Origin of the sequence: Methylosinus sp. PW1 (assembly GCF_000745215.1) — a bacterium.
GTDB lineage: Bacteria > Pseudomonadota > Alphaproteobacteria > Rhizobiales > Beijerinckiaceae > Methylosinus.
On record NZ_JQNK01000009.1, the window covers coordinates 321926 to 348726 of the forward strand.

The window sequence follows — 26801 nt, forward strand, 5'->3', positions numbered from 1 at the left end:
CGTCCCCGCGTCGCTCTCAGAACAGGCGAGACAGCCGATAGGACATTCATGGGTGTGCCGGCGCTTCTCGCTATCGACGGCGCAACGGTTCTCATTCGCGCCATCCGCGACGCGGGCGCTCACGCGCTCCGGCTCGCTCGTCCCGGCGGCGGACGCCGGGGCCAGGGCCAACGCGGCGAAGAGCCACGCCGCCGCTAAGGCCAACACAGCGCGCGAGAAGCAGCATCGCCGTCGAAACCACCGCATCATCGAATAGACCCTGGAGGCGCGGTCACAGCCGCCGCCGCTTCGCAGCTCGGCCTCGAGCGCTTCTCTCCCTCGCATGTGAAAGTCTCACCAAGCTCTCACATTTGGGCGCCAGCCGAATTCCTATCTGCTGTGACGGATTTGCAACAGGCTCGGCCATGCAGCGCTCGCCATCCGGCGGCTGGCGGGAAGACGGGCAGAGACACGGCAGGGAATATGATCCTCGGCTCGGCGGGTGAGCGGAGCCAAAATCATCGAGTCTACGAACGACATGACAGCCACAGTTCGGGCAGGTCGCCGCTTTCCGCGCCAATCCCGCGCAGCGCCGATGCGCGTCGTCGCCCGCCGCGGCTATTCCGTCGTGAGGGCGGTTTCCACGTCGCTCGGGTCGATGCGGCGCGACAGCCCGGCGGCGAGCTTGTCGTGATCGAGCTCGCCCTCCCACCAGGCGACGACGATGGCGGCGACGCCATTGCCGCAAATATTGGTGAGCGCGCGGCACTCGCTCATGAATTTGTCGACGCCGATGACAATGGCCATGCCAGGCGCGAGGCGCGGATCGATGGAGGAGAGCGTCGCGCCGAGCGTGATGAAGCCCGCGCCGGTCACGCCCGATGCGCCTTTCGAGGTCAGCATGGCCACGGTGAGAATGACGAATTGCTGCCCCGCCGTCAGATGCACGCCGAGCGCCTGGGCGATGAACAGGCTCGTCAGCGTCATATAGATATTGGTGCCGTCGAGATTGAAGGAATAGCCGGTCGGCACGACGAGTCCGACGACGGATTTCGAGCAGCCCAAGCGCTCGAGCTTCTCCATCAGCTGCGGCAGCGCGCTCTCCGACGACGAAGTGCCGAGCACGATCAGCAATTCGTCGCGAATATAGGCGAGGAAGCGCAATATATCGAAGCCGACGATGCGGGCGACGAGGCCGAGCGCGACGACGACGAATAATATGGAGGTGAGATAGAAGGAGCCGACCAGCCAGGCGAGGCTCATCAGCGATTGCGAGCCATATTTGCCCACCGTGTAGCCCATGGCGCCGAAAGCGCCGATCGGCGCGGCCTTCATCACAATTGCGATAACGCCGAACATGGCGTGGCCCGCCTCGTCGATGAAGCCGCGCAGCGCCCTGCCCCGCTCGCCCAGCGCCATCAGCGCGAAGCCGAACAGGATGGAAAAGAGCAGCACCTGCAGAATATCGCCCTTGGCGAAGGCGCCGATGACGCTGTCGGGAATAACGCCGAGCACGAATTCGACCGGCGTGCGCTGCGCGGCGGGCTCGAGATATTTGGCGACGGCGGCGGGGTCCGCCTTGCCGGAAAAGCCTTCGCCCGGCCGCAGCACATTGCCGACGAGGAGCCCGAGCGCCAGAGCGACGGTCGAGACCACTTCGAAATAGACCAGCGCCTTTATGCCGACGCGGCCGACCTTGGCGGCGCTCTCGAGATGAGCGATGCCGGAGACGATGGTGCAGAAGATGATCGGCGCGATCACCATTTTGATGAGATTGACGAAGCCCTTGCCCATCGCCTCCATCCAGGGGCTCTGGGCGATGTCGGGAAAATAGACGCCGAGCAGCGCGCCGAGCACGATCGCCGCGAGCACCTGGAGGTAGAGGCTATGCGCGTTTTTGCGCGGCGGCGCCTCGGCAATGGCGGCTGCGGTCAATTTTGGTCCCTCTCTCCAGCTTTTCGGTCGACTGTTCCTAGACCTGGAGAAGAGAGCCGGCAATGGCAAGCCGAGACCGGCCGCTCACGCGCTCACCATATCGAGCCGCATCAGCGTTCGCGCATCGAGCGTCAGCGTCAGCGCGCCGAAAATCTCCTCGAGCTGGGCGACGCTCGTCACGCTGACGATAGGCGCGGCGACGCCCTCCTGCGCCAGCAGCCAGGCGATGGCGATCTGCGCCGGCGTGGCGCGAAATTGCGCGGCGGCGCGGTCCAGCTCGCGCAAAATATCGAGGCTGCGCTCGTCGAGAACGCCCGCGACGACGGCGCCGCGCGCCGCGCCGACCGTGTCCTCCATAGAGCGATATTTGCCGGTGAGAAAGCCCGCCTCCAGCGCCCGAAAGGGGATGACGCCAATGTCCTCCGCGAGGCACAGGCGACGCAGATCGCCCTCGTAATAGGCGCGGGTGACGAGATTGTAATGCGGCTGCAGGCAGGAGAAGAGCGGCAACCCATGCGCTCGCGCGGCCGCCAGCGCCTCGGCGAGGCGCGGCGCCGAATAATTGGAGGCGCCGATGGCGCGCACCTTGCCGCTCTCGATGAGCGTCGCGAAGGCTTCCAGCGTCTCCTCGAAGGGCGTCGCCGTATCGTCGAAATGCGCCTGATAGAGATCGATGCGATCGGTCCGCAGCCGGCGCAGCGAGTCCTCGGCCGAGCGGATGATATGGGCGCGGGAGAGGCCCTTGCCCACATTGGGCATGGCGCCGCCGAGTTTGGTGGCGATCAGCACGCGGTCCCGCTTGCCCGTCGCCTTCAGCCAATCGCCGATGATCGTCTCGGACTCGCCGCCGCTATGGCCGGGAACCCAGGTGGAATAAGTGTCGGCCGTGTCGAGCAGCGAAAAGCCGCGATCGACGAAAGCGTCCAGAATGGCGCAGGAGGCCGCCGCATCGGCCGTCCAGCCGAAGACGTGGCAGCCGAGCACGAGCGGCGCGCAGGCGAGGCCCGAGCGACCGAGCCGACGATGCTCCATCGAAACGCTCCGCTTCCGGCTCGAATTAGCAGTTGCTGTAATCTTCCGGGGCGATGCGGACGTGCATGCCGTCGAGGCTCGAGTCGAACTTCATCTGGCAGGCGAGACGCGAATTGATCTGACGATTGGCGGCCTTGGACAGCATGATGGCTTCGGCCGGCTCCATGGGAGGCATGGCGACGCCTTCGGGCAGATCGACATAGATTTGGCAGGTGGCGCAGGTGCAGCTGCCGCCGCATTCGGCGACCAGCTCCTCGACGCCGGATTTGCGGATCAGCTTCATCATCGTCGCGCGATCCTTGCCGGCGATCTCCGACCGTGTCCCGTCGCGCGTTTCCAGCGTGAATTTCGTCATCGTCACTGTCCGATGTTCAAGGAGAGCAAATCCGCGCTCACGGGATGGCGGCTCGCCACATTTCCATCGCGCGCCAGGCGGGTCGTGGCGAGGCCCGCCGTCTGGGCGGCGTCCAGCTCCTCCTCATTCTCCGACAGCACGAGCGCCGAGCCGGGAGCCAGGCCCAGATTTTCGCAGAGATCGCGATAGGAGCCGGGCTCGATCTTCTGGCCGAGCGTGGTGTCGAAAAAACCCTCGAACAGGGCCGTCACCTGCTCGGAGGAGGAATGGCTCAGCAGCAGCTTCTGCGCCAATTCCGAATTGGAGGAGTAGACGAAGAGGCGAATCCCGGCGGCGGCCCAGGCCGAGAGACAGCTGGCGACATCCGGGTAGAGTTCCGCCGCGAGGGAGCCGGCCGCATAGGCCTCCTGCCAGACGAGGCCCTGAATGATTTTCAGCGGCGTCGCCTTGCGGCCCTGCTTCATCCAGCGCAGCAGCAGAGATTCCGCCTGAGTGGGATCGAGCTCATAACCGCCCATGAGGCGCCCGGTCTCCTCCAGCGCCTCCTCCACCTCTTCGTCCTCGGCATGCTCGACGATATAGCCGCCGAGCCGCGTGGCCGCGAGCGGCAGCAGCGTGTCATTCATGAAGGTCATGGGTAGGACCACGCCTTCGAGATCGATCAGGACGGCGCGGATGGGCTCGCTCATCGCGCCGCCTCCCGTGAGGCTCGGCAGAGCGCAAATTCCGGGTCGAGAGACGGAGCCGAACGGAGCCCGCGCGCATCGCCTTCGCTTCGCGGCGCCCTAACGAAAAATTGTCTGAATTGCGCCATCGGCCGCTCATGCTTCCTGGGTTGCTCGTTCTGGAAAGCACGAGTTATGCCGCATCGGAGCCGTCGCCATCGGCCATTTGCGAGCGCAGCGCCGCGATCCAGAGACGTGGAGCCGTCCCCGGATCGCTTCGTCGCCTCGCTCCTCGCGAGGACCATGCGCCGTGGGTGCAGAGATTTCGACGGCTTGTCGGGACATCCGCCGCGGACGGCGACGCGCAACCTTGACAGGATCGGATAGCTCGCCAGATTGGCCGCGGGGCATGGAATTTCGGAGCAGGAGTCGACCGCAATGGAGGACATCGTCATTCGACCGGCGGTTCTCGCCGATGCGGCGCGGATGAGTGCGCTCATTCTGCACTCGGTCCGGGAAACGAATGCGTCGGATTACTCCTCCGACATCATCGACCTCATTTGCGCCAATTTCACTGCCGAGCGCATCATTCAGAAAATGGCCGTTCGCGACGTGTTTGTCGCCACACTCGAAACAGAGATTGCCGGAACCGTCAGCCTCGGGGCGGCGAAGCTGCACTCGCTGTTCGTCGAGCCGAAGCGACAGGGTCGAGGGATCGGCTCGCGTCTCGTGGACTATCTCGAACGGCACGCCGCAGCGAATGAAATCGATGTCCTGCATGTGCATTCGTCGATCACGGCGCGTCACTTCTATGAGAAGAGGGGATATGCGTTCCTCGAGTTCGAGCCGCGGGCGGATGGTTCGACATATCTCATGCGCAAGGCGATCCGTGGCCCCTAGAACCGATCCTGATGGCTCACTCGTCTTCAGACCTGGAACGGCCGACCCCGGGAACTCGACGATCGCAGACTATTTTCCTATTCTCGCACTGGCTTCCGAGCGACACCCAAAGGGCCGGGAATGTCGGGCGGGGGTTCCCGCATAGCCTCAGCCGTCCCTTCAACGCCACGCCGCCGGCGCCAGGTCTTACTTTCGCGGATGCGCGCGCCGGAAACGGCGGCGGGGTGCATCGGCTGCTCGAGGCTGTGGATTACTGCGCCGCAGCATGGCAAGAAGGGCGCGAGGGCGTAAGATCGCGCCCGTCTGCCCCCTCCCTCGCCCTCCCCCGCTCTGCGGGAGAGGGAGGCGGCAAACGCTACGCGAAACCTCGATGAAGCGCCGAATCTGCCCCCTCTCCCGCGTAGCGGGGGAGGGTTGGGGAGGGGGCGAACCTGCCGCTCCAGTTCTGGTCGTGCCCATGCGAAGCTCGAAAAAATCCGCCGCCCAAGCCTCTCTCGACGAGCTGTTCGACGGCAAGGTGATCTCCATTCGCGGCGCGCGCGAGCATAATCTCAAGAATGTCGATCTCGTCATTCCGCGCGACAAATTCGTCGTCTTCACCGGCCTCTCGGGCTCGGGCAAATCCTCGCTCGCCTTCGACACGATTTATGCGGAGGGCCAGCGCCGCTATGTCGAGTCGCTCTCCGCCTATGCGCGGCAATTCCTCGAGATGATGCAGAAGCCGGACGTCGATCAGATCGACGGCCTCTCGCCGGCCATCTCCATCGAGCAGAAGACGACATCGAAAAACCCGCGCTCCACCGTCGGCACGGTGACGGAGATTCACGATTACATGCGCCTGCTTTGGGCGCGCGCGGGCATTCCCTATTCGCCGGCGACGGGCCTGCCGATCGAGAGCCAGACCGTCTCGCAAATGGTCGATCGCGTGCTGGCGCTGCCGCAGGGAACGCGCCTTTATTTGCTCGCGCCCGTCGTGCGCGGCCGCAAGGGCGAATATAAAAAAGAGATAGCGGACTATACCAAGCGCGGCTTTCAGCGCTTGAAGATCGACGGCGCCTATCACGAGATCGCCGACACGCCGCCGCTCGACAAGAAATTGAAGCACGACATCGACATCGTCGTCGATCGCATCGTCGTGCGCTCCGACATTGCCGCGCGCCTCGCCGATAGTTTCGAGACGGCGCTGGAATTGGCCAATGGCCTCGCCGTGGTGGAATTCGCCGACAGCAAGCGCGCAGAAGGCGGCGACGCCCCGACGGCGGCGACGCCCGCCGCCTACGCCTCCACCCATTATGCGGCGGATCACATCGTCTTCTCGTCGAAATTCGCCTGCCCTGTCTCCGGCTTCACCATTTCCGAGATCGAGCCGCGGCTCTTCTCGTTCAACAATCCCTTCGGCGCCTGCCCCGTCTGCAGCGGCCTCGGCCAGGAACAGGTGATCGATCCCGATCTCGTCGTTCCCGATCCCAAGCTCTCGCTGCGCAAAGGCGCCATCGCGCCTTGGGCGAAATCCTCCTCGCCCTATTATGGGCAAGCGCTGGAGTCGCTCGGCCGTCACTATAAATTCCGCATGGACACGCCGTTCGAGAAGCTCGATCAATCCGTGCGCGACGTGCTGCTGCACGGCTCCGGCAAGGAGGAGATCCGCTTCTCCTATGACGATGGCGCGCGCGCCTATGATGTGAAGAAGCCTTTCGAAGGCGTCGTCGCCAATCTGCAGCGCCGCTTCCTGGAGACGGACAGCGAATGGGCGCGCGAGGAGATCGGTCGCTATATGTCGGCCGAGCCTTGCAAGGCGTGCCTGGGCTATCGCCTGAAGCCGGAAGCGCTCGCCGTGAAGATCGACATGCGCCATATCGGCGAAGTGTCGGACCTCTCCGTGCGCGCGGCGCTCGACTGGTTCCGCGCTCTGCCGGAGAAGCTCGACGCCAAGCGCAATGAGATCGCGCATCGCATACTAAAAGAGATACGCGATCGCCTCACCTTTCTCGTCGATGTCGGATTGGATTATCTGACGCTCTCGCGCGCCTCCGGCACTTTGTCCGGCGGCGAGAGCCAGCGCATTCGCTTGGCGTCGCAGATCGGCTCCGGCCTCACCGGCGTGCTCTATGTGCTGGACGAGCCGTCGATCGGCCTGCATCAGCGCGACAATGATCGTCTGCTCGACACGCTGCGACGGCTGCGCGATCTCGGCAATAGCGTCATTGTCGTCGAGCATGACGAGGACGCCATTCTCTCCGCCGATTATGTCGTCGACGTCGGCCCCGGCGCCGGCGTGCATGGCGGCCATATCGTCTCCAAAGGCGCGCCGCAGGAAATAATGGACGATGCGAATTCGCTCACCGGCCAATATTTGACCGGTGCTCGCCAAGTGACCCTGCGCCATGCGCTGCGCAAGCCCGACCCTGGCCGCTGGCTGAAGATTTCCGGCGCGCGCGGAAACAATCTGAAAAATGTCGAGGCGAAGATTCCCTTGGGCCTCTTCACCGCCGTCACCGGCGTCTCCGGCGGCGGCAAATCCACGCTCGTGATCGAGACGCTGTATAAAGCAGTGGCGCGGCGCCTCAACAATGCGCATGAGCATCCGGCGCCTTTCGACAAGATCGACGGGCTCGAGCATATCGACAAGATCATCGATATCGACCAATCGCCGATCGGCCGCACGCCGCGCTCCAATCCCGCGACCTACACGGGCGCCTTCACGCCGATCCGCGAATGGTTCGCCGGCCTGCCGGAGGCGAAGGCGCGCGGCTATGCGCCGGGGCGCTTCTCATTCAATGTGAAGGGCGGCCGCTGTGAGGCCTGCCAGGGCGACGGCGTCATCAAGATCGAGATGCACTTCCTGCCCGACGTCTATGTCACTTGCGACGTCTGCAAGGGCAAGCGCTACGATCGCGAGACGCTGGAGGTGAAATATCGCGAGAAGTCCATCGCCGACGTTCTCGACATGACGGTCGAGGAAGCGGCCATCTTGTTCAAAGCCGTGCCGGCGATCCGCGACAAGATGGAGACCCTAAAGCGCGTCGGCCTCGATTACATTCGTGTCGGCCAGCAGGCGACAACTCTCTCCGGCGGCGAGGCGCAGCGCGTGAAGCTCGCCAAAGAGCTGGCGCGCCGCTCCACCGGCCGCACGCTATACATTCTCGATGAGCCGACGACCGGCCTGCATTTTCACGATGTCGCGAAACTGCTCGAGGTGCTGCACGAGCTCGTCGATCAGGGCAATAGCGTCGTCGTCATCGAGCATAATCTCGAGGTCATCAAGACGGCCGATTGGATCATCGATCTCGGACCCGAGGGCGGCGACGGCGGCGGCGAGATAGTGGCCGCCGGACCGCCCGCCGAGATCGTCGCGGCGAAGCGCAGCCATACGGGACGCTATCTCGCCGAAGTGCTGAAGCGCCGCCCGCCGCGCGCGGAGAAGACGACGCAAGCGGTCAAGGAGACGAAAGAGACGCCTGCGCCCAAGCGCAAGCGCGCCGCGCAGGAGCAGTGAGCGCGCAGATACAATTCCCTCATCCTGAGGCGCTTTTTGCGGAACGCAAAAAGCCTCGAAGGATGGTCCAGCGCGCGTGGCTCGGCCCCTTCGAGACGCCCGCTTCGCGGGCTCCTCAGGGCGAGGGGTTGTTGCTTCGTCCGCACATCGGTAACGCGAAAACCGTATCAGTCGAAAAGCATCATTAGCGCTTCGCTTCGCGGGCGGCGAAATAGGCGAAATAAGAGTCGATCTTCTCGCGCATCTCGCGCAAGAAGCGCTCCTCGCCGAAGCCGAGCGCATGAGCGCGAATGCGCTCGGGCGAGAATTCCATGCGCTCGAAGCGCGCCACCGCCTCGCTCAACGATTCGACCGTCTGTGTATCGAAGAAGACGCCTGTCTCATTCTCGACAACGGTCTCGGTCGCGCCGCCGCGGCGGAAGGCGATCACCGGCCGGCCGCTCGCCATCGCCTCGAGCGGCACGATGCCGAAATCTTCCTCACCCGGAAAGATCAGCGCGCGGCAGCGTGAATAATGCCGCGCCAGAACGTCGAAAGGCTGCGGGCCGAGCACGGACACTGTCGGGCCGGCGCGGCGGCGGATCGCCTCCAGATTGGAGCCGCCGCCGATAACGACGAGCTTCTTGCCGCTCGCATTGAAGGCGTCTATGGCGAGATCGGGCCGCTTATAGCCGACGAGCTCGCCGACCATCAGATAATAATCGCCGATCTCTTGCCGAGGCGCGATGGAGAAGGCGTCGGCGGCGACCGGCGGATGCACGACATCGGCGGAGCGGCGATAATAGCGCTCGACGCGATGCGCGACCGTCGTCGAATTGGCGATGAAATGATCGACGCGCGTCACCGACAACGCATCCCAATTGCGCAGATAATGGGCGAGAGGCGGCATCAATAGGCGCGTTAGACGGCCCGATTCCTCGCGATATTCGTGGTACATGTTCCACAAATAGCGCATGGGCGAATGGCAATAGCAGACATGCAGAGCCTCAGGCGGCGGGATGATCCCCTTGGCCGGGCCGGATTCGCTCGAGATGACGAGATCATAGCCGCGCAGATCGAGCTGCTCGCAGGCGAGCGGCATGAAGGGCAGATATTGCCGATAATATTTCGCCGCGCGAGGCAGAGATTGGATGAAGCTGGTCTTGATCGGGCGCGAGAGGATCGTCTGCGAGACGGCGGCCGGATCGATGACATGGGTGAAGAGATCGGCCTGCGGATAGAGCCGGATCAAGGCTTCGACGACCTTCTCACCGCCGCGCATGCCGACGAACCAATAGTGAACGATCGCCACACGCATCTACGTTCCTACCTCGACGCTCACCCACTTCGCCTTTCGGACTAACGCGCAGGAGCGCGCAAATGACGAAGCCGGGCATGAGCCCGGCCTCGAGAATACAGTCGAAGTGATTAACATCCCGTGAGGGATCACGCGCTCAGCTTTTGAGCGGCGTCTCCGGGACGCTGCGCGGACGCGCGCTGGCGCTGCGCGGCGCCGGCTCGGCCTTGCCCGCATCCTTGCCGCCGTCGCCGTCCTTCGTCTTGCGGCTCTTGCGCGGCTCGCCGCCGCCCTCCGCCGCCGACGCGCGCTTCTTGCCGGCCTCGACGATATCGCGCTCGGGACGCGGCAGCACCGGTCCCTCCGGGAAGACGAAGCCCAGCGTTTTGGCGCCGCTGTCATCCGTCACCACCACCACGCGCACCGCGCCGCCATTCTTCAGCCGGCCGAAGAGAACCTCGTCAGCGAGCGGCGTCTTGATATGCGTATGGATGACACGGCCCATGGGACGCGCGCCCATGGCCTGGTCATAGCCATGCTCGACGAGCCAGGACCGCGCCTCGTCGGAGAGCTCGATCGTGACATTGCGGTCGGCGAGCTGCGCCTCGAGCTGCAGGATGAACTTGTCGACGACGCGGGCGATCACCTCCTCCGGCAGATGGCCGAAATGGACGATCGAGTCGAGACGATTGCGGAATTCCGGGGCGAAGAGGTGATTGATCGCCTCATTGTCCTCGGCGCTATGCGTCTTGCCGCGTGTGAAGCCGATGGGCTTTTTGGCGAGATCGGCGGCGCCGGCGTTGGTCGTCATGATGAGGATCACATTGCGGAAATCGATCTGCTTACCATTGTGATCCGTCAGCTTGCCGTGGTCCATCACCTGCAGAAGGATGTTGAAGAGATCAGGGTGCGCCTTCTCGATCTCGTCCAGCAGCAGCACGCAATGCGGATGCTGGTCGATGCCGTCTGTCAGCAGGCCGCCCTGATCGAAGCCGACATAGCCGGGAGGCGCGCCGATGAGCCGGCTCACCGTATGGCGCTCCATATATTCCGACATGTCGAAGCGAATGAGCTCAATGCCCAGCGAGGTGGCGAGCTGGCGCGCCGCCTCCGTCTTGCCGACGCCAGTCGGACCGGAGAAGAGATAGCAGCCGATCGGCTTCTCGGGATCGCGCAAGCCGGCGCGGGCCAGCTTGATCGCCGAGGTGAGCGCCGTGACCGCCTTGTCCTGTCCGTAGACGACGCGCTTCAAGGTCTCGTCGAGATGGGCGAGCACCTCGGCGTCGTCCTTGGAGACGGTCTTGGCGGGGATGCGCGCCATGGTCGAGATGGTGGTCTCGATCTCCTTCAGACCGATGGTCTTCTTGCGCTTGGACTCCGGCACCAGCATTTGCGCGGCCCCGGTCTCGTCGATCACATCGATCGCCTTGTCCGGCAGCTTGCGGTCATGAATATAGCGGGCCGAGAGCTCCACCGCGGCCTTCAGCGCCTCGGTGGTGTAGCGGATCTTGTGGAACTCCTCGAAATAGGGCTTGAGGCCCTTGACGATCTCCACCGCATCCGGGATCGACGGCTCGTTGACGTCGATCTTCTGGAAGCGCCGCACCAGAGCGCGGTCCTTCTCGAAATATTGGCGATATTCGCGATAGGTGGTCGAGCCGATGCAGCGCAGCGTGCCTTGGGCCAGCGCGGGCTTCAGCAGATTGGAGGCGTCCATCGCGCCGCCGGAAGTGGCGCCAGCGCCGATCACCGTATGGATCTCGTCGATGAAGAGGATCGCATTCTTATGCGCCTCTATTTCCTTGATGACCTGCTTCAGGCGCTCCTCGAAATCGCCGCGATAGCGCGTGCCGGCGAGCAGCGTGCCCATGTCGAGCGCGAACACCGTCGCGCCGGCGAGCACCTCGGGAACCTCGTTCTGAATGATCTTGCGGGCGAGGCCTTCGGCGATGGCCGTCTTGCCGACGCCGGGATCGCCGACCAGCAGCGGATTGTTCTTCTGCCGGCGGCAGAGCACCTGCACGGTGCGCAGCACCTCCTGCTCGCGGCCGATCAGCGGATCGATGCGGCCGTCGCGCGCCTTGCGGTTGAGGTTCACGCAATAGGCCTCGAGCGCGCCTTCCTTCTTGCGCTGCTCGCCCTCGCGGCCTTCCCTGCCCTCGCCCCGCTCCGCCTCGTCCTCGACGCCGCGCGGCGCGCGCGAGCCGTCCGAGAGGCCCGGCCGCTTGGCGATGCCGTGGCTGATGTAGTTCACCGCGTCATAGCGCGTCATATCCTGCTCCTGCAGGAAATAGACGGCGTGGCTCTCGCGCTCGGCGAACAAGGCGACCAGCACATTGGCGCCGCTCACATCCTCGCGGCCGGAGGACTGCACGCTGATGATGGCGCGCTGCACGACGCGCTGGAAGCCGGCGGTCGGCTTGCAGTCGCCTGCCGATTCATTGACCAGATTGTCGAGCTCGTGATCGATGTATTCGCGCAAATTTTTGGCGAGCAGATCGAGATCGACCGAGCAGGCGCGCAGCACGGCTGCCGCGTCCTGGTCGTCTATGAGGCTGAGGAGCAGATGCTCCAAAGTCGCATATTCATGATGCCGCTCCCTCGCCGAGGCGAGCGCGCGGTCGAGTGACTGCTTCAGGTTGCGCGAGAATGTCGGCATCGATCGTCCGCCCTCACTTCTTTTCCATGATGCACTGAAGCGGATGCTGGTGCTTGCGCGCATAATCCATCACTTGCGTGACTTTCGTCTCCGCCACCTCATAGGTGTAGACGCCGCATTCGCCGACGCCGTGATTATGCACGTGCAGCATTATCCGAGTGGCTTCTTCCAGGGTCTTGTTGAAATATTTACGCAGAACGATGACCACGAACTCCTGGGTCGTGTAGTCGTCGTTGAGCAACAAGACGCGATACATATTGGGCCGCCGCGTCTGCGTCCGCGTGCGGGTGATCAGCGCCGTTCCCGACCCCGGCCCACTGTCGCCGCCTTTGCGAGGCTCTTTCCCGCCCGCGTGGGGAGGCGCGCCGTCAGCGTCCATGGCGGACGCGAGCCGGCTGTCGAGCGTAAGATCATCATCGATCACGGTCACCTCGGCTTTCCTCATTCCCCTTTCCGATGTTTCGCCCGCGAAAGGCCCGGCTGACATCTGCGTAGCATTCTCTGTGCCGCGGACCCCTGGTCGGCTTTCGCGGCGCCGTCGAAGCGGGGTAGCGCCGAGTTTTCTTTCTCGCGGGAGCATTGGCAAGACCCGAAAAGCTGAAACGGTTGAAAAAAGTCCGAGGCGAGCCCCGGGAGGCGCCTCGGTCGCGCCCAGTCCTTCAACAATCCGCCTAGGACATAATGTGCCGCGGCGGGCGAACAAGTGAGCGCGCCGCGGCGGCGCATTCGGCTCCCGACGCGGTTTCCAAAAGGCGCCGCCGATGTCGCGATTCCGCCCCGCGGCGGCGCGTCGCAGCCGTCTACTTATTGAAAACCATGAGCGTAAACGCGTCCTTTACCCACGGCGCCTAATGTCGCGCTCACGCAAACACGAGGCGCGCGATTGAAAAGAGGCGCGAATGTCGATGCTCGATCGGTTTCGGCGGGACACGGCGGGTAGGCTCGTCGAAAAAGTTGCCTTGGGGTCGGCCGTGCTGGCGCTCGCCTGCGTGCTCGGGGCCAATCTGCTGTCGGCAAAGTTACAAAACGGCGAGCTGCCGCTCATTGCTTTTGTTCATAAGGAGGAGCGCGGCCGCGCGCAGCTCGCGGCGGCGCAGCCGAGCGTGGCGACTCCGGTCATGCATCGCATCGGCTTCGTCGGCGTCGATCATGCCGCCACCGGCTCGATCTCGCCCGCTCAAAAAGCCGTCGCGCCCGTCTCGCCCTGCGGGGCGGAGGCCAAATAAGGCGAAGCTTCAACGAAAACATCCGCAGCGGCGCGGCGCCGCTCGCGATGGCCCGCGTCAAATTCATTGACATCCGGCGCGTTCGGCTTCAAGCATGGCGCGCGTCTTGCTCCCCAGATCGTCGAGCAGAACGCCAGCGGAACATATCCGTCGATTTGCGACGGACCCGCCTCTCGAGGACGACGCGCGCCCCCGCGGCATTCGCGCGCCCTTCCCTTGCCAGATGTCATGAAAGCCGCGACCAGGACCATTGATGAACTTCGACGAACTCGGCCTTTCCCAAAAGGTCCTCGCGGCCGTTGAGGCGTCCGGCTACACCAAGCCCACGCCCATTCAGGAACAGGCCATTCCCCCCGCGCTGCAGGGGCGCGACATTCTGGGCATCGCCCAGACGGGTACGGGCAAGACGGCGGCGTTCACGCTGCCCATGCTGTGCCGGCTCGAGCAAGGCCGCGCCCGCGCGCGAATGCCGCGCACGCTGATTCTCGAGCCGACGCGCGAGCTCGCCGCGCAGGTCGAGGCGAGCTTCGCCAAATATGGCGCAAATCATAAGCTCAATGTCTCGCTTCTGATCGGCGGCGTCTCCTTCGGAGATCAAGAAGCCAAGATCATGCGCGGCGCCGACGTTCTGATCGCGACGCCCGGCCGCCTGCTCGACTTCTTCGACCGCGGCAAGCTGCTGCTGACGAATATCGAGATTCTCGTCATCGACGAGGCCGACCGCATGCTCGACATGGGCTTCATCCCGGACATAGAGCGCGTCTGCAAGCTGGTGCCGTTCACGCGGCAGACATTATTCTTCTCCGCGACGATGCCGCCGGAGATCACGCGCCTCACCGAGGCGTTCTTGCACAATCCCGTGCGTGTCGAAGTGGCCCGCGCCTCGACGACCGCAGCGACGATTCGCCAGGCGCTCATCGCCACGCATGGCCATGCCGAGAAGCGCGAGACGCTGCGCCGAATCATCCGCGGCGCGGACAGTTTCAAAAACGCGATCATCTTCTGCAATCGCAAGCGCGACGTCGCGATCCTGCATCGCTCCTTGGACAAGCACGGTTTCTCCGCCGGCGCGCTGCATGGCGATATGGATCAGCTCGCGCGCATGGCCTCGCTCGACGCCTTCAAGAATGGCGACGTCAATCTTCTCGTCTGCTCGGATGTCGCGGCGCGCGGCCTCGATATTCCGGACGTCAGCCATGTCTTCAATTTCGACGTGCCGACCCATAGCGAGGATTATGTCCACCGCATCGGCCGCACCGGCCGCGCCGGCCGCTCCGGCACGGCCTTCACCCTCGTCACCGACGATGATCGCAAGTATCTCGATCAGATCGAGACGCTGATCGGCAATAAGATCGAGTGGGAAGGCCCCGGCCTCGACGAGTTGCCGCCGCCGTCCGAGGCGCCGGCGCGCGAATCGCGCGGACGTGGACGCAGCGCGCGCGGCGGCGAGCGCGGAGGACGGCGTTCGTCGGCCGAGCGCGAGCCGCGCCGCGAGGCTCGGCAAGAACGCGAGCCGAGACAAGAGCGCGAGGCCAGACAAGAGCGCGAGCCCCGGCCCGAGCGGGAGCCGAGACAGGCGCGCGAGCCGAGGCAAGAGCGTGAGGCCCGCCCTGCGCGACCCCGTCCCGAGCGGCCGCCGACCTATGGCGATCGCCGCGACCGCCGGCCGACGACGCGCCAGCATGAGGACGATGGGCCGCCGGTCATCGGCCTCGGCGACCATATTCCGTCCTTCCTGCTGCGCCCCGTGGTGCTGAAGCCGGCCAAGGTCGGCGACGAATAGGCGTTTTCAGCATTTGGAAGCGCGCCGAAGCGAAAGCGTAGAGGCGCCGCTCAGCCGATGAGCGCCTCCTCCACGAGATCGAGCATATGCTCTATGTCCGGATCGGCGTGAACGTCGCCGGACGGCTCTATGCGGACCATGGGGATTCCTTGCGAGCAATGGCGCAGGCAACTGCGCCTCACGCAGGCGATCTCGCCGGCGGCGATCCCTTTGCCGAAATCGATATCGAGCGCCTCGCTCAAACGTTCATGCAGCGCGCTCCCCCGTCCATCGCGGTCGCAGACGTCGCCGACGCAGACGACGAAGCGGATCAGCGGCGGCTCGGTCATGTCGCTCCTCTCGCTCTGAATCCGGCCGACCGGCGGATGCAATCTTCATGTCGTCGTGGTGTATAAACCACTACGACGAAGCGCCTATCAGGCGCGATGATACGGGTGTCCGGAAAGAATGGTCGTCGCCCGATAAATCTGCTCGGCGACGAGGATTCGCACGATCTGATGTGGCAGCGTCATGCGCCCGAAGGAAAAGACGGCGCCGGCCTTGTCCCGTACGGCGGGCGCCAGCCCCTCGGAGCCTCCGATCGCGAACCACAGCGATTTTACGCCTTTGTCCCTCTCGCTTTCGACCATGGCCGCGAAATCGACGCTGCTGGCGGGCTTGCCCCGCTCGTCGAAGACGACGAGGCGCGCGCCCGCCGGCAGGGCGGCAAGCATTCCGTCGCCTTCCTGCGCCATGCGCTCAGCCGGATTGCGCGCCCGGCTCTCGTCGATTTCCAGGAGATCGAGCCCCGCGAGCCCGAGATTTCGCATCGCCGCGACGCGGGAGGCGTAGCGTGTGTAGAGCTCGCGCTCCGGGCCGGCCTTCAGCCGACCGACACAGAGAATTCCGAGACGCATGTCCTCTTACGGACACTCGCGCTCGCGGCGAATGCCGTCCTGTCCCGTTTCGCCCTCAGGCGGTCAGACCGCGCGCAGCTCGCTCGGCCGTGCGCCCGCCCACATTTTCTCGAGGTTGTAGAACTGACGCACCTCGGGTCGGAAAATGTGGATGATGACGTCGCCCGCGTCGATCAGCACCCAGTCGCACTGTGGCAGACCCTCGACGCGCGGAGCGACGAGGCCGGCCTCCTTGCAGGCTTTGAGCACTCTGTCGGCGATGGCGCCGACATGCGTGGTCGAACGGCCGGTCGCGATGACCATGTCATCGGCGATCGTCGTCTTGCCGCGCAGATCGATGGAGATGACGTCCTCGGCCTTGGAGTCGTCGAGGCTCGTGAGGACTTTTTCGGCGATGGAGCCGGCGATCTGGCCGATCGGCCCGGAAGCCGGCTGAGACGGCGCGCGCGCCGCCCCGGGAAGACTTGTCGTCAGCTTGTGACCCTCATGCTTCGCGGCGCTGGCGCCGCGCCTTTCAAGATGTGCCGTTTTGAGGCCGAATGCAACCGCGCAAAAGCGAAAGCGCGCGGCCAAGGCTACGCCCGCCGCGCGGCCGTGGCCCCGAAACATCGACGTAAGCTTTTATTAATCATCAAAAAAGGCGGAAAGACGCGCGGCCCGCGCCTCCGCCGCAGGCAGAAAAAAACCCGGCGAGAACGCCGGGTTTTGAGAGTGGGCCCCGGCCCATCGGGAGGTGGGAGGAACCTCAAAGCCGGAACGATTTGGAGCCTACCCGATTCCTCGTCGCCGCGCCCGGCATAAAAGGTCGCATTTGTCCAGGCTCGGCCAGGAAAAGCGCCGACATCGCCCCGGTTCAGCGCCGCCCGAGCGGGCGGGGCCGACGAGCGCGATTCGCCAGCGCCCACAAATTCAATTCGCTAAATTCTGCGACCAGGGCCGCCCGGCGCGCCTGTGCTAAAAATGTCACATAGGCGAAGATTTTGCAGCGGCGCCCGACGGAAGGCTCAGGGGACGAGCACGAGCGCCCCTGTCGTGCGCCGCGCCTCGAGGTCGGCATGGACGAGAGCGGCGTCCTCGAGCCGAAAAAGGGCCGGCCGCTCGAGCCGCAGCACGCCCTTCTTGATCGCGCGCACCACATCCTTGGTCATTTTTTCATAGTCCTTGCGCCGCGCGATATGGGCGAAGAGCGAGGGCCGCGTCGCAAAGAGCGAACCCTTCTGCGACAGGAGATTAATGTCGAAAGCCTCGATCTTGCCGGAGGCGGAGCCATAGCTGACGAAAAGTCCGAAAGGCTTCAGGCAATCGAGCGAGGCGGGAAAAGTGTCGCGGCCGACGCCGTCATAGACGACATCACAGAGCTTGCCGTCGGTGATCTCGCGCACGGCGGCGGCGAAATCCTCGCTGCGATAGAGGATCGTATGCGCCGCCCCGGCCTCTTTGGCGATCTTCGCCTTCTCCTCGTCGCCGACCGTGGCGATCACATGCGCGCCCAGCGCGCTTCCCCATTGGCAGAGCAATTGGCCGACGCCGCCGGCGCCCGCATGCACGAGAATCCGATCTCCCTCTTTCACCTTGTAGGTTCGCCGCAACAAATATTGCGCCGTGAGCCCTTTGAGCATCATCGAGGCGCCGGTCTCGAAGGAGAAGGATTTCGGTAGCCTCGCCAATGAGGCGGCGGGAATATTGCGCGCCTCCGCATAGCCGCCGAGCGGTCCGACATAGGCGACGCGCTCGCCGATCTCGAATTCATCGACGCCCTCGCCGAGCGCGACCACCTCGCCCGCGCCTTCGAAGCCGGGGGTGAAGGGAAGCGTCGAAGGATAGGCCCCGGTGCGAAGATAAATATCGATGAAATTGACGCCGATCGCCTTCTGAACGATCTGCGCCTCCCCCGGCCCCGGCGGCGGCAGCTCGACATCCTCATAGCGCAGAACCTGCGGCCCGCCCGTCTCGTAAATGCGAATGGCCTTCACCATGATCGTCTCCAAAATAATCCCGCCCGCCTCTTCGCAAAAATCCACGCCGATTGCGACCGGGGATTGACGCTCGGGACGATTTGCGCGATCCCGACGACACATCGCAATCCGGGAGGAACGAGCGCGCTTCGACGATCTCGGCTTGCGCCCTTCGCCCTCAATAGAGCTTCACGCGTAAGCTCGCGCCGAAGGTGCGCGGACGATCCTGAAGGCTGATGCTCGCCGGCGTGGTCGAGCTGCCCGGCGACCAGGCGGTCACGTAGCGCGTATCGAAGATATTCTTGGTCCAAAGCGAGAGGCTGTAGCTCTCGTCGTCGGCGCGAAGGCCGACACCGGCGTCCACCAGCGAATAGGCCGCCTGCCAATATTGCAGCACGGAGCGCGGATCGGTGAGCTGCGTTTTGTCCTGCCAGGAGACGTTGACATAGCCGAAAGCAGAGACCGGCTGCCTGGCCCATTCCGCGTCCACGCCCTGAAACACTGCGCCGAGCGGATGCCGATAATCGGCGCCGATGTTGAACGCCCATTTCGGAAGCCCCGTCCAACGCGTGTTCGACAATGACAAGGTCAAAGGCGCGGACAAAAATCCCGCGGGCGCATTGGCGGGCCTGGACCAAGTCCAATCCGCCGGCGGCGCGGCCTGATCGTAGTCGAGATAGCGCGCCTCCGTATAGGCGCCGCTGGCGCTGAGCCACAATCCTTCGAGCGCATTCCAACGTCCGCTGAACTCGGCGCCGCGCAGCCGCACATGCGGCACATTGCCGAGATAGGTGAAGCGGATCGGCTGGCCGGTCGCGTCGGTCAGGCTCGTGTCGGTGAAATTGGCCTGAAAGTCGAAAATATCGGTCCAATAGAAATTGACGTTGGCGAAGACGGCGCCGTCGAGCCAATTGGTCTTGAGGCCGAGCTCATAGTCCCAGGACACCTCGTTGCGCGTGACGATAGGCTGCCAGCCTTTGAAATCCGAGCCGGAAAGCAGCGGCCGCGCCGCCGTGTTGACCGCGCCGGCCTTCTCGCCACGGCCGACGAGCCCATAGGCGAGAATATTCTCCGTCACCTTATATTGCGGGTTGAGCACGCCGGTGATCGCGTTGTTGCTCTTCTCGACTCCGCCCGTGTCGAATATTCCGGCGCCGCCTGCCTGGCGCACCGCATTATAGACCTGAACGGCGGAGAAGCCGCCGCGCATCCCGGCGATCCAGGCGAAGTTCGAGCCGCCCTTCACCTCATAGCTGTCGCGCAGGCCAAAGGTCAGAGCGAGACGCTCGTCGAAATGATAGGTCGCCTGTCCAAAGGCCGCGCCCTGAAATGTGATCGACTTGCCGTCGGTCTGCTGTGACGCGCCCGCGATCAGCCCCGGATTGAGATTGATGTTGGCGCCGAACCATTGCGCCGCTTGGCTTCCATATTCCGTATGCGGCCCGGACCAGATCTTCTCGTAGAAGCCGAAGAGGCCGACAGTCCATTCGAGCTGCTTGTCCTTGGCCGAGGCGACGCGCAGCTCTTGCGAATATTGATCGACATAAGTGTCGAAGGCGTTGCCGTCGATCTCGATCAGCTGATTGCCGAGCGGATTGTGCGTATGCACGACATTCTCGCCCCATGCGGTGATCGACGTCAGCGTGTGCTCGCCGAGCTGCCAATTCAATTCGTTCGACACATTCATGATGCGCAGCGACGTCTTACCCTGCCGCGTCTGATAGAATGTATAGGGATCGGCCGTGAGCATGACGCGCCCGAGTCGCGAGAACAGCGTTTGCGCATAGGTGCGGCCGAGCGTTCCATTGGCGAAGATCGGCACGGAATCGCCGATGACGCTCACCGTGTTCGGATTGGCGAATTGATATTCATTGTAGCTCGATCGGTTGAAGATCAGCCGATCGGTGAACGCGTCCCCCACGAAGAGCAATTGGCCGCGCACGCCCCAGCGATCATTGTCGTAATATTTCGCTCCAGAGACGGCGTCGCCAATCCAGCCGTCACCCTGGTCGAAATAGAAGGACACTCGATAAGCGAGCTTGTCGTCGACGATCGGCCCGGTCGCCGTCACCTTCTCGATGACGCGATTGTAATTCGCATAGCTCGTGTCGATGGTCGCGGAGCGCGTGAAGGATGGCAAATTGGTTCGGATGACGACATTGCCGACTGTCGTGTTCTTGCCAAAGGCGGTTCCTTGAGGGCCGAGTCCCAGTTCGAAGGATTCTACGTCGATATATTCCGCGCCCTGGAATGAGCCGTGCTTGTAGAACACGCCGTCGACGATGAAGCCCGTGTCCGATTCATAGCCGTCGCCGCCGCCCGCTCCGCGGCCCACGCCGCGTATCGCCGAATTCGGCGAACGATTGGGGCTGCCGCCGCTGTTCTCGCGATAATTCGGGACGCGTCTCGCAAAATCGGACAATTGCTCCAGCCGCTGCGTCTCAGCTTCGCGGGAAGGGATCACGACGACCGGGCGCGGCCGCTCCTGAGCTTTCTCCTCGCTCCTGGTTTCCGCGCCGACGGTCACATCCGCGATGGCGGCCTCCTGCGCCGCTGCATCCGCGACTATATGCGGCCAGAGAACCGCCCCGGCCGCGACGGTCGCTGCTAACGAGGCGCCCGACAATAAAGCTTGCGTGAACCGAACGAACCCAGCCACAGCCCCCTCCACAATAACACTAACATACTAGATTAATATGATTAAATTTTTAGAGACGCAATCTCCGCCGAAGCGCGCCGACAATATGCCCTTTGAATAATGACGAACCTATAAGCAAGCGCTCTAGGCTCACCGGCCGCGCCGCCGATAAGCATATAATTTTTATAGACTGATGCGCAGGCCCACTCCTCCCCTCCGCCCCTTCGACCAGGGCTCCGAGGCTGCGACGCCGCGGCGCGCAGCGATGATTTCGTCCGCGACCGCCCTTGGTGTACAAGGCGCAGGAAACGGAGACGCAGCACATGGCCGAGACATTGGCGGGAAGCCCCACGATCGACACGCAAATTCTCGTCGCCGGGGCCGGCTCCACGGGCATAGCCGCCGCCCTCGCCTTCGCCAACGCCGGCTGGCGGGTGACGCTCGCCGGGCGCTTCCCTCCGCCTCTGCCCGGCCGCACCATCGCGCTGTTCGAGGCCTCGGTGCGCTTTCTCGATTCGATCGGCGTGCTGGAGAAGGTTCGCGCCGCCGCCTGCCCGATCGAGACGATCCAAATGATCGACGACACGGACCAGCTTCTCCCCGTGCCCGATCTCGTGATGCGCTCGGAGGAGATCGATCTTCCCGCCTTCGGGCTCAATGTCTCCAATGACGAGCTGACCGCCATTCTGCTCGAGCACGCCCGCGCGGCCGGGAGCTTCGAGATCATCGAGACCGACATCGCCGACTATGAGCTCGAGGAAGATGGCGCGACGGCGATCCTCGCCGACGGGCGCCGCATCGCCGCCGATTTCATCGTGGCCGCCGATGGGCGCGGCAGCAAGGCGCGCGCCGCCGCCGGCATAGACACGAAGGAATGGACCTATCCGCAAGTGGCGCTCACCGCTCTGCTGCGCCACGAGTTGCCACACGACAATGTCTCGACCGAGTTTCACACGCGCTCCGGCCCCTTCACTCTGGTGCCGCTGCCGCCGCGCGAGGGCGCGGAGCATCGCTCCAGCCTCGTCTGGCTGATGAGCCCGCGCGACGCCAAGCGCCGCCTCGCCAAGCCGCGCGACGAGCTGCAATACGAGATGGAGGATTATTCGCGCGAGAAGCTCGGCTCCATCACGATCGAGAGCGGCATAGGCGAGTTCCGCATGGGCGGCCTGCAAGTCTCGCGGCTGACGGCGCCCCGTCTCGCGCTGGTCGGCGAGACCTGCCATGTGTTTCCGCCGATCGGCGCGCAGGGGCTCAATCTCAGCCTGCGCGACGTCGCCGATCTCGAGGATTGCCTCGCCAGCGTCGATCTGCGCAATCCCAAGGAGCTCTCGCGCGCGCTGTTGCGCTATGAGGCGCACCGCCGCGCCGACATCGGCTTCCGAACCCATGGGGTCGATCTGCTCAATCGCTCGCTGATCGTCCCCTATCTGCCGATCGATCTCATTCGCGGCGCGGGCTTCATCGCCATGACGGCGCTCGGCCCGCTGCGTCGCGCCGTGATGCGCGAGGGCGTGGCGCCGCATCTCGCGCAGCCGCGGCTGATGCGCGAGGAGGCGCCCAAGGAGCCGCGCATGCGCGGCAAGCGACCACGCGGCCCGGAAGCGATCGTCGACGCCGCGCGCAGCGCCTTCGCCCATTTGCGCGAAACCGCCTCCCGGCTGGGCTGAATCGAAAAAGGCTCGCGCCCTCCTTCTCCCATTCCGGGAGAAGGCGTCACAAAGACGGCGCGAACAGCGTCGGAATCGCGAAGCGAAAGGCCGCGCCCTCGCCCGGCCGCGACTCGACCGCTATTTCCCAGCCATGGCGATCGGCGATGGATTTGCAGATCGCCAGCTCTATGCCCGTGCCGGCATATTCCACATCGCTCTTGCGTCGGCTGAAGGGCTCGAAAATCCTCTGCGCGAAATCCTGCTCGAAGCCGACGCCCTTGTCGACGATGGAGAGATGGATCGCGCCTTCCTCCAGCTCCGCCGCGATCGTCACCTCGGCCGGCCGGCCGGGCTTGCGATATTTGATCGCATTGGCGACGATGTTCTGCATCAGGCAGGCGAATTGCGCGCGGTCGCCGACGAAAGCGGCGGCCGGAATATCGACCTCGAGCCTCGTCTCGCCCGCGGCGATCGACTGCGCCAGCGCGGCGAGGGAGAATTGCACTTCCTCGCGCAGCTCCAGCACCTCCAATTGCTGATCGCCGTAAATGGTTCGCGCATAGGTGAGCAGATCCTCGACGAGCTTGCGCGCGCGCACGGCGGCGTGTCGCATATGCGCGCTCGCCTGCATGATCTCCGCGCAGACGCCGGCGGCCATGGCCGCCTCGAGCCGCGTCGCTTGCGCGGCGATCTCGGCCAGCGGCTGCTGCAGGTCGAGAGACGCCACATAGGCGAATTGCACGAGCCGCTCATTGGCGCGCTCCAGCTCCTCGACGCTGGCGGCCAAGGCGCGCTCCACCTCGCGCCGCTCGCTCATGTCGAGAATGGTCGCGGTGATGAGCAGGCCGCGCTCCGTTATGAGCGGCGCGAGCCCGATCTCGACCGGAAACTCGCCGCCGTCGCGCCGCCGTGCTTTGATCTCATGGCCGACGCCCATCATACGGCGGCTCGGCTCGGCGCAATAGAGCTTGCGGAAGGCGGCGTGACGCCTCCGGATCACCGCTGGCGTCAGCAGATCGACCGAGCGGCCGATCAATTCCTCGCACGCATAGCCGAACAAGCGCTCCGTCTCGTGATTGGCGTAGCGCACGAGCCCATCCGCGCCGACAATGAGGATTGCCGCCGGCGAGGCTTCGACCATCACGCGATATCGATCATATATGATCGTCTCGGCGCTCATCCGCGCTCCCCTCGCGCCGCGCGTCGACGGCGTGATCTTCGCCGTCGCGCCTCCCGAAGGCGGCGGATGTGATATGTGAATTGCGTAGGTCGAAGAAAAGAGCCCGAAGCGGCGATGACGAAGGAAGCGACGGTGACGTCCGACACGAAAGAGCATCCGCTCGGCCGGCGCAAGATCGGGCTGGCGCTCAGCTCGGGCATGGCGCGCGGCTGGGCGCATATCGGCGCCGTGCGCGCGCTGACGCGCATGGGCGTCTCCTTCGACGTCGTCGCCGGAACCTCGGCCGGCGCGCTGGTCGGCGGCTGCTTCATCGCTGGAAAGCTCGACGAGCTGGAGGCCTGGGCCGCCTCGCTCGACAAGCGCAAGATCGTTTCCTATCTCGATCTCCAGCTCGGCTATGGCGGCCTCATCAAAGGCGATCGTCTGCTGATGGAGCTGCGCCGCGCGCTCGGCCCCATGCGTGTCGAGACCTTGCCGACGCCTTTCGTCGCCGTCGCCACCGATCTCATCACCGGCCACGAGATCTGGCTGCAGAAGGGCGATCTCGCCGAGACGCTGCGCGCCTCCTTCTCGCTGCCGGGCCTGTTCCCGCCCATGGAGGTGGACGGGCGCTGGCTCGCCGATGGCGCGCTGGTCGATCCTCTGCCGGTCGCCGCCTGCCGCGCGCTCGGCGCGGAGCTGGTGATCGCGGTCAATCTCAACACGGACATCATCGGCAAATCGCGCGACGCCGCGCGCATCCCTTCGACCATGGGCTTCGATCCGATCACGCTGCTCGAGCAAAAGCAGAAGCCCTTCGTCGCCTCGCTCACCGAATCGCTGACGCGCGGCGTGTTCCGCCGCGACCCCGACCGGCCCAGCATTTTTGGCGTGATGACGACCTCGCTCAGCATCATGCAAGACCGCTTGACGCGCTCGCGCCTCGCCGGCGATCCGCCCGACGTGCACATCACGCCGCGCGTCGGCCATATCGGTCTGCTCGAATTCGATCGCACGGAGGAAGCCGTACACGAAGGCGAGGAAGCGGTGGAGAAACGACGCGAGGAGATTTCCGACGCGCTGCAGGTGATGGGGCTGATCTGAAGCGAATAGCGTGTAGCGAGGGAGCTCGTCGCTCTATTCGCTATTCGTTCCCTTCCCTATTCCCTTCTTCCGAAATCCGGCGCCGCCGTGTCCTGCCCCTGCTCTATGATGCTGCGACGGATGGCGCGCGTGCGCGTGAACAGCGCGAACAGCCCGTCGCCGTCGCCGGTGCGGATCAGGCGGCGCAGCGCCGTCAAATCCTCGTCGAAACGGCCGAGCATCTCCAGCACGGCGTCCTTGTTGTTCAAGAAAATATCGCGCCACATGGTCGGATCGGAGGCGGCGATGCGGGTGAAATCGCGAAAGCCCGACGCCGAGAATTTGATCACCTCCGACTGCGTGACCTCCTCGAGATCGGCGGCCGTGCCGACGATATTGTAGGCGATGAGATGCGGCAAATGGCTCGTCACCGCCAGCACCAGATCATGATGCGTCGCGCTCATCGTCTCGACATTGGCGCCGAGCCGCGTCCAGAAATCCGAGAGCTTTCTCACCGCCTCGCCGTCGAAACCGTCCTGCGGCGTGAGAATGCACCAGCGATTCTGAAACAGCGTCGCAAAGCCGGCGTCCGGCCCGGAATATTCCGTGCCGGCGATCGGATGCGCGGGAATGAAATGCGCGCTCGCAGGAACATGCGGCGCGACCTGCGCGACAATGGCGCCCTTCACCGAGCCGACGTCGGAGAGAATGGCGCCCGGCGCGAGATGCGGCGCGATCGCGCGCGCGACCTCGCCGCAGACGCCGACCGGCACGCAGAGAATAACGAGATCGGCGCCCGTGACGGCCTGCGCGAGATCGGCGGTCGTTTCATCGGCTATGCCGAGCTCGCGCACGCGCACGCACACTTGTTCCGAGGCGTCGCTCGCGGCGATGCGCGTCGCGGCGCCAGAGGCGCGAGCGCCGCGCGCGATCGACGAGCCGATGAGGCCGAGGCCGATCAGCGCGACCTTCTCGAAGATCGGCGCGCGCGCGTCAGCCATGCGCGGCCCGCGGCGCCGCGCGCCATGAGGCGGTGAATTCGCCGAGCGCCGCGACGACGAGGCGATTGGCCTCCTCCGAGCCGATGGTCAGCCGCAGAAATTGCGGCATTCCATAAGCGCCGATCGCGCGCAGCACGAGCCCGCGCGAAGTGAGGAAGCGATCGGCGTCCGCCGCCGTGCGCCCCGCCTCGCCCGGAAAGCGAATGGCGATGAAATTGGCGACGCTCGGCAGAACCTCGAGCCCCAGCGCCTCGATCTCCTGCGTCAGAAACGGCAGCCAGCGCGCATTATGCGCGATCGCCGCCTCGAGATGCGCTTTGTCCTGCACGGCCTCTATGCCCGCCTCGATCGCCGCAGCGCTGACATTGAACGGGCCACGCAGCCGGTTCAGCGCATCCATTATATGCGCGGAGCCATAGCCCCAGCCGAGACGCAGCCCCGCGAGGCCGTAGATTTTCGAGAAAGTGCGCGTCGTCACCACATTGTCGCGCGTCGAGGCGAGCTCGAGCGCCGCCGAATAATCTTCCGCGCGCACATATTCCGCATAGGCCGCGTCGATGACGAGCACGACATGCGCCGGCAGCGCATCGGCGAGCCGCAGGATTTCCGATTTCGGCAGATAGGTCCCGGTCGGATTGTTCGGATTGGCGACGAAGACGATTTTCGTGCGCTCCGTCACCCTCTCCAAAATCGCGTCGACGCTCGCTCTGTAATCCGTCTCCGGCGCGATGACGGGAACGCCGCCCGCCGCCAGAATGACGATGCGATACTCCAGGAATCCGTACTGCGTGTAGATCCCCTCGTCGCCCGGCTCGATGAAAGCGTGCGCGAGCAGAGCGAGAATATCGTCGGAGCCGGCGCCGCAGACGATACGCTCGGGATCGAGCCCATGCGCCGCGCCGATCGCCTGCCGCAGCCGCGTCGCCGAGCCGTCTGGATAGGCGGCGATCTTGGGCGCCAGCGCGCGCAGCGCCTCCACGGCCTTGGGAGACGGCCCGAGCGGCGTCTCATTGGCCGAGAGCTTGAAGACGCGCGCGGCGCCCGGGGCGGCGCTCTTGCCCGGCACATAAGCGTCGATCGCCAGCACGCTCGGCCGCACGACAGGTTTGGTCAT

21 protein-coding genes are annotated in these 26801 nt (G+C 64.6%); 6 read left to right on the forward strand and 15 right to left on the reverse strand.

Features of this window, described 5'->3' with window-relative positions; all coding sequences use genetic code 11:
- Positions 1-597 precede the first annotated feature (597 nt).
- From dctA to mtnC, 4 genes are all read right to left on the reverse strand, one after another.
- Positions 598-1914: a C4-dicarboxylate transporter DctA gene (dctA, locus tag K369_RS10920; protein ID WP_036291100.1), complete on the reverse strand. Its 1317-nt coding sequence runs from the start codon at positions 1912-1914 to the stop codon at positions 598-600.
- A gap of 84 nt (positions 1915-1998) precedes the next feature.
- A complete protein-coding gene (locus tag K369_RS10925) occupies positions 1999-2946 on the reverse strand; it encodes an aldo/keto reductase (protein WP_036291102.1) in 948 nt (315 codons plus the stop codon).
- Positions 2947-2971: 25 nt separating this feature from the next.
- Complete coding sequence (locus K369_RS10930; RefSeq protein WP_018265658.1) at positions 2972-3301, reverse strand: ferredoxin; 330 nt, start codon at positions 3299-3301, stop codon at positions 2972-2974.
- Positions 3302-3303: 2 nt separating this feature from the next.
- On the reverse strand, positions 3304-3990 hold the full coding sequence (gene mtnC, locus K369_RS10935) for an acireductone synthase (RefSeq protein WP_036291103.1): 687 nt from the start codon (positions 3988-3990) through the stop codon (positions 3304-3306).
- Between the two features lie 414 nt (positions 3991-4404).
- On the opposite strand from mtnC, the gene K369_RS10940 reads away from it, so the two are divergent.
- Positions 4405-4866: a GNAT family N-acetyltransferase gene (locus tag K369_RS10940; protein ID WP_036291106.1), complete on the forward strand. Its 462-nt coding sequence runs from the start codon at positions 4405-4407 to the stop codon at positions 4864-4866.
- Between the two features lie 457 nt (positions 4867-5323).
- Positions 5324-8362, forward strand: a complete 3039-nt coding sequence (uvrA, locus tag K369_RS10945; protein WP_036291109.1) for an excinuclease ABC subunit UvrA — start codon at positions 5324-5326, stop codon at positions 8360-8362.
- A gap of 184 nt (positions 8363-8546) precedes the next feature.
- On the opposite strand, the gene K369_RS10950 is transcribed toward uvrA, so the two are convergent.
- The 3 genes from K369_RS10950 to clpS all read right to left on the reverse strand — a co-directional run bounded on the left by K369_RS10950 (position 8547) and on the right by clpS (position 12676).
- Entirely contained in the window at positions 8547-9659 is a 1113-nt protein-coding gene (locus tag K369_RS10950; RefSeq protein ID WP_036291114.1) for a glycosyltransferase, read from the reverse strand.
- Between the two features lie 136 nt (positions 9660-9795).
- Positions 9796-12297 carry an ATP-dependent Clp protease ATP-binding subunit ClpA gene (gene clpA / locus K369_RS10955; RefSeq protein ID WP_036291116.1) on the reverse strand — a complete coding sequence of 834 codons (2502 nt, stop codon included), beginning with the start codon at positions 12295-12297 and terminating at the stop codon, positions 9796-9798.
- Positions 12298-12310: 13 nt separating this feature from the next.
- Positions 12311-12676 (reverse strand): ATP-dependent Clp protease adapter ClpS, encoded by a 366-nt coding sequence (clpS, locus tag K369_RS10960; protein ID WP_036294859.1) that lies wholly within the window; start codon positions 12674-12676, stop codon positions 12311-12313.
- A gap of 520 nt (positions 12677-13196) precedes the next feature.
- Here clpS and K369_RS10965 point away from each other — a divergent pair.
- Both K369_RS10965 and K369_RS10975 read left to right on the forward strand, forming a co-directional pair.
- On the forward strand, positions 13197-13523 hold the full coding sequence (locus K369_RS10965; RefSeq protein ID WP_198033102.1) for a hypothetical protein: 327 nt from the start codon (positions 13197-13199) through the stop codon (positions 13521-13523).
- A gap of 253 nt (positions 13524-13776) precedes the next feature.
- Positions 13777-15306: a DEAD/DEAH box helicase gene (locus K369_RS10975; RefSeq protein ID WP_036291120.1), complete on the forward strand. Its 1530-nt coding sequence runs from the start codon at positions 13777-13779 to the stop codon at positions 15304-15306.
- A gap of 50 nt (positions 15307-15356) precedes the next feature.
- Here the strand turns inward: K369_RS10975 and K369_RS10980 are convergent, their stop codons facing one another.
- The 5 genes from K369_RS10980 to K369_RS11000 all read right to left on the reverse strand — a co-directional run bounded on the left by K369_RS10980 (position 15357) and on the right by K369_RS11000 (position 20816).
- Positions 15357-15635, reverse strand: a complete 279-nt coding sequence (locus K369_RS10980; protein WP_036294862.1) for a (2Fe-2S) ferredoxin domain-containing protein — start codon at positions 15633-15635, stop codon at positions 15357-15359.
- Positions 15636-15722: 87 nt separating this feature from the next.
- Positions 15723-16202, reverse strand: coding sequence for a 23S rRNA (pseudouridine(1915)-N(3))-methyltransferase RlmH (gene rlmH / locus K369_RS10985; protein WP_036291122.1), 480 nt, complete (start codon positions 16200-16202; stop codon positions 15723-15725).
- Positions 16203-16265: 63 nt separating this feature from the next.
- A complete protein-coding gene (rsfS, locus tag K369_RS10990) occupies positions 16266-16775 on the reverse strand; it encodes a ribosome silencing factor (RefSeq protein ID WP_084570802.1) in 510 nt (169 codons plus the stop codon).
- 431 nt (positions 16776-17206) lie between these two features.
- Positions 17207-18178, reverse strand: coding sequence for a quinone oxidoreductase (locus tag K369_RS10995; protein ID WP_036294869.1), 972 nt, complete (start codon positions 18176-18178; stop codon positions 17207-17209).
- A 157-nt stretch (positions 18179-18335) separates the two neighbouring features.
- Entirely contained in the window at positions 18336-20816 is a 2481-nt protein-coding gene (locus K369_RS11000) for a TonB-dependent receptor (RefSeq protein ID WP_051949212.1), read from the reverse strand.
- Between the two features lie 302 nt (positions 20817-21118).
- Between K369_RS11000 and K369_RS11005 the strand changes: the two genes are divergently transcribed.
- Positions 21119-22462: an FAD-dependent monooxygenase gene (locus tag K369_RS11005; protein WP_036294875.1), complete on the forward strand. Its 1344-nt coding sequence runs from the start codon at positions 21119-21121 to the stop codon at positions 22460-22462.
- Between the two features lie 46 nt (positions 22463-22508).
- Here K369_RS11005 and K369_RS11010 read toward each other — a convergent pair whose 3' ends face one another.
- Complete coding sequence (locus K369_RS11010) at positions 22509-23624, reverse strand: ATP-binding protein (protein ID WP_036291125.1); 1116 nt, start codon at positions 23622-23624, stop codon at positions 22509-22511.
- Positions 23625-23738: 114 nt separating this feature from the next.
- Between K369_RS11010 and K369_RS11015 the strand changes: the two genes are divergently transcribed.
- Entirely contained in the window at positions 23739-24707 is a 969-nt protein-coding gene (locus K369_RS11015; protein WP_051949213.1) for a patatin-like phospholipase family protein, read from the forward strand.
- Positions 24708-24763: 56 nt separating this feature from the next.
- On the opposite strand, the gene K369_RS11020 is transcribed toward K369_RS11015, so the two are convergent.
- On the reverse strand, positions 24764-25687 hold the full coding sequence (locus K369_RS11020; RefSeq protein ID WP_036291127.1) for a prephenate/arogenate dehydrogenase family protein: 924 nt from the start codon (positions 25685-25687) through the stop codon (positions 24764-24766).
- Entirely contained in the window at positions 25680-26801 is a 1122-nt protein-coding gene (gene hisC / locus K369_RS11025; RefSeq protein WP_036291130.1) for a histidinol-phosphate transaminase, read from the reverse strand. The genes K369_RS11020 and hisC overlap by 8 nt, the downstream gene beginning before the upstream one ends.

Coding starts and splice junctions, on each gene's coding strand:
- K369_RS11015 (WP_051949213.1), top strand. CDS start 23,739: ATGACGAAGGAAGCGACGGTGACGTCCGACACGAAAGAGCATCCGCTC.
- K369_RS11020 (WP_036291127.1), bottom strand. CDS start 25,687: ATGGCTGACGCGCGCGCGCCGATCTTCGAGAAGGTCGCGCTGATCGGC.
- uvrA (WP_036291109.1), top strand. CDS start 5,324: ATGCGAAGCTCGAAAAAATCCGCCGCCCAAGCCTCTCTCGACGAGCTG.
- K369_RS10980 (WP_036294862.1), bottom strand. CDS start 15,635: ATGACCGAGCCGCCGCTGATCCGCTTCGTCGTCTGCGTCGGCGACGTC.
- K369_RS10925 (WP_036291102.1), bottom strand. CDS start 2,946: ATGGAGCATCGTCGGCTCGGTCGCTCGGGCCTCGCCTGCGCGCCGCTC.
- K369_RS10940 (WP_036291106.1), top strand. CDS start 4,405: ATGGAGGACATCGTCATTCGACCGGCGGTTCTCGCCGATGCGGCGCGG.
- clpA (WP_036291116.1), bottom strand. CDS start 12,297: ATGCCGACATTCTCGCGCAACCTGAAGCAGTCACTCGACCGCGCGCTC.
- K369_RS10965 (WP_198033102.1), top strand. CDS start 13,197: ATGTCGATGCTCGATCGGTTTCGGCGGGACACGGCGGGTAGGCTCGTC.
- clpS (WP_036294859.1), bottom strand. CDS start 12,676: ATGGACGCTGACGGCGCGCCTCCCCACGCGGGCGGGAAAGAGCCTCGC.
- K369_RS10975 (WP_036291120.1), top strand. CDS start 13,777: ATGAACTTCGACGAACTCGGCCTTTCCCAAAAGGTCCTCGCGGCCGTT.
- K369_RS10930 (WP_018265658.1), bottom strand. CDS start 3,301: ATGACGAAATTCACGCTGGAAACGCGCGACGGGACACGGTCGGAGATC.
- K369_RS10950 (WP_036291114.1), bottom strand. CDS start 9,659: ATGCGTGTGGCGATCGTTCACTATTGGTTCGTCGGCATGCGCGGCGGT.
- hisC (WP_036291130.1), bottom strand. CDS start 26,801: ATGACCAAACCTGTCGTGCGGCCGAGCGTGCTGGCGATCGACGCTTAT.
- rlmH (WP_036291122.1), bottom strand. CDS start 16,202: ATGCGTCTCGGAATTCTCTGTGTCGGTCGGCTGAAGGCCGGCCCGGAG.
- K369_RS11005 (WP_036294875.1), top strand. CDS start 21,119: ATGGCCGAGACATTGGCGGGAAGCCCCACGATCGACACGCAAATTCTC.
- mtnC (WP_036291103.1), bottom strand. CDS start 3,990: ATGAGCGAGCCCATCCGCGCCGTCCTGATCGATCTCGAAGGCGTGGTC.
- K369_RS11010 (WP_036291125.1), bottom strand. CDS start 23,624: ATGAGCGCCGAGACGATCATATATGATCGATATCGCGTGATGGTCGAA.
- K369_RS10995 (WP_036294869.1), bottom strand. CDS start 18,178: ATGGTGAAGGCCATTCGCATTTACGAGACGGGCGGGCCGCAGGTTCTG.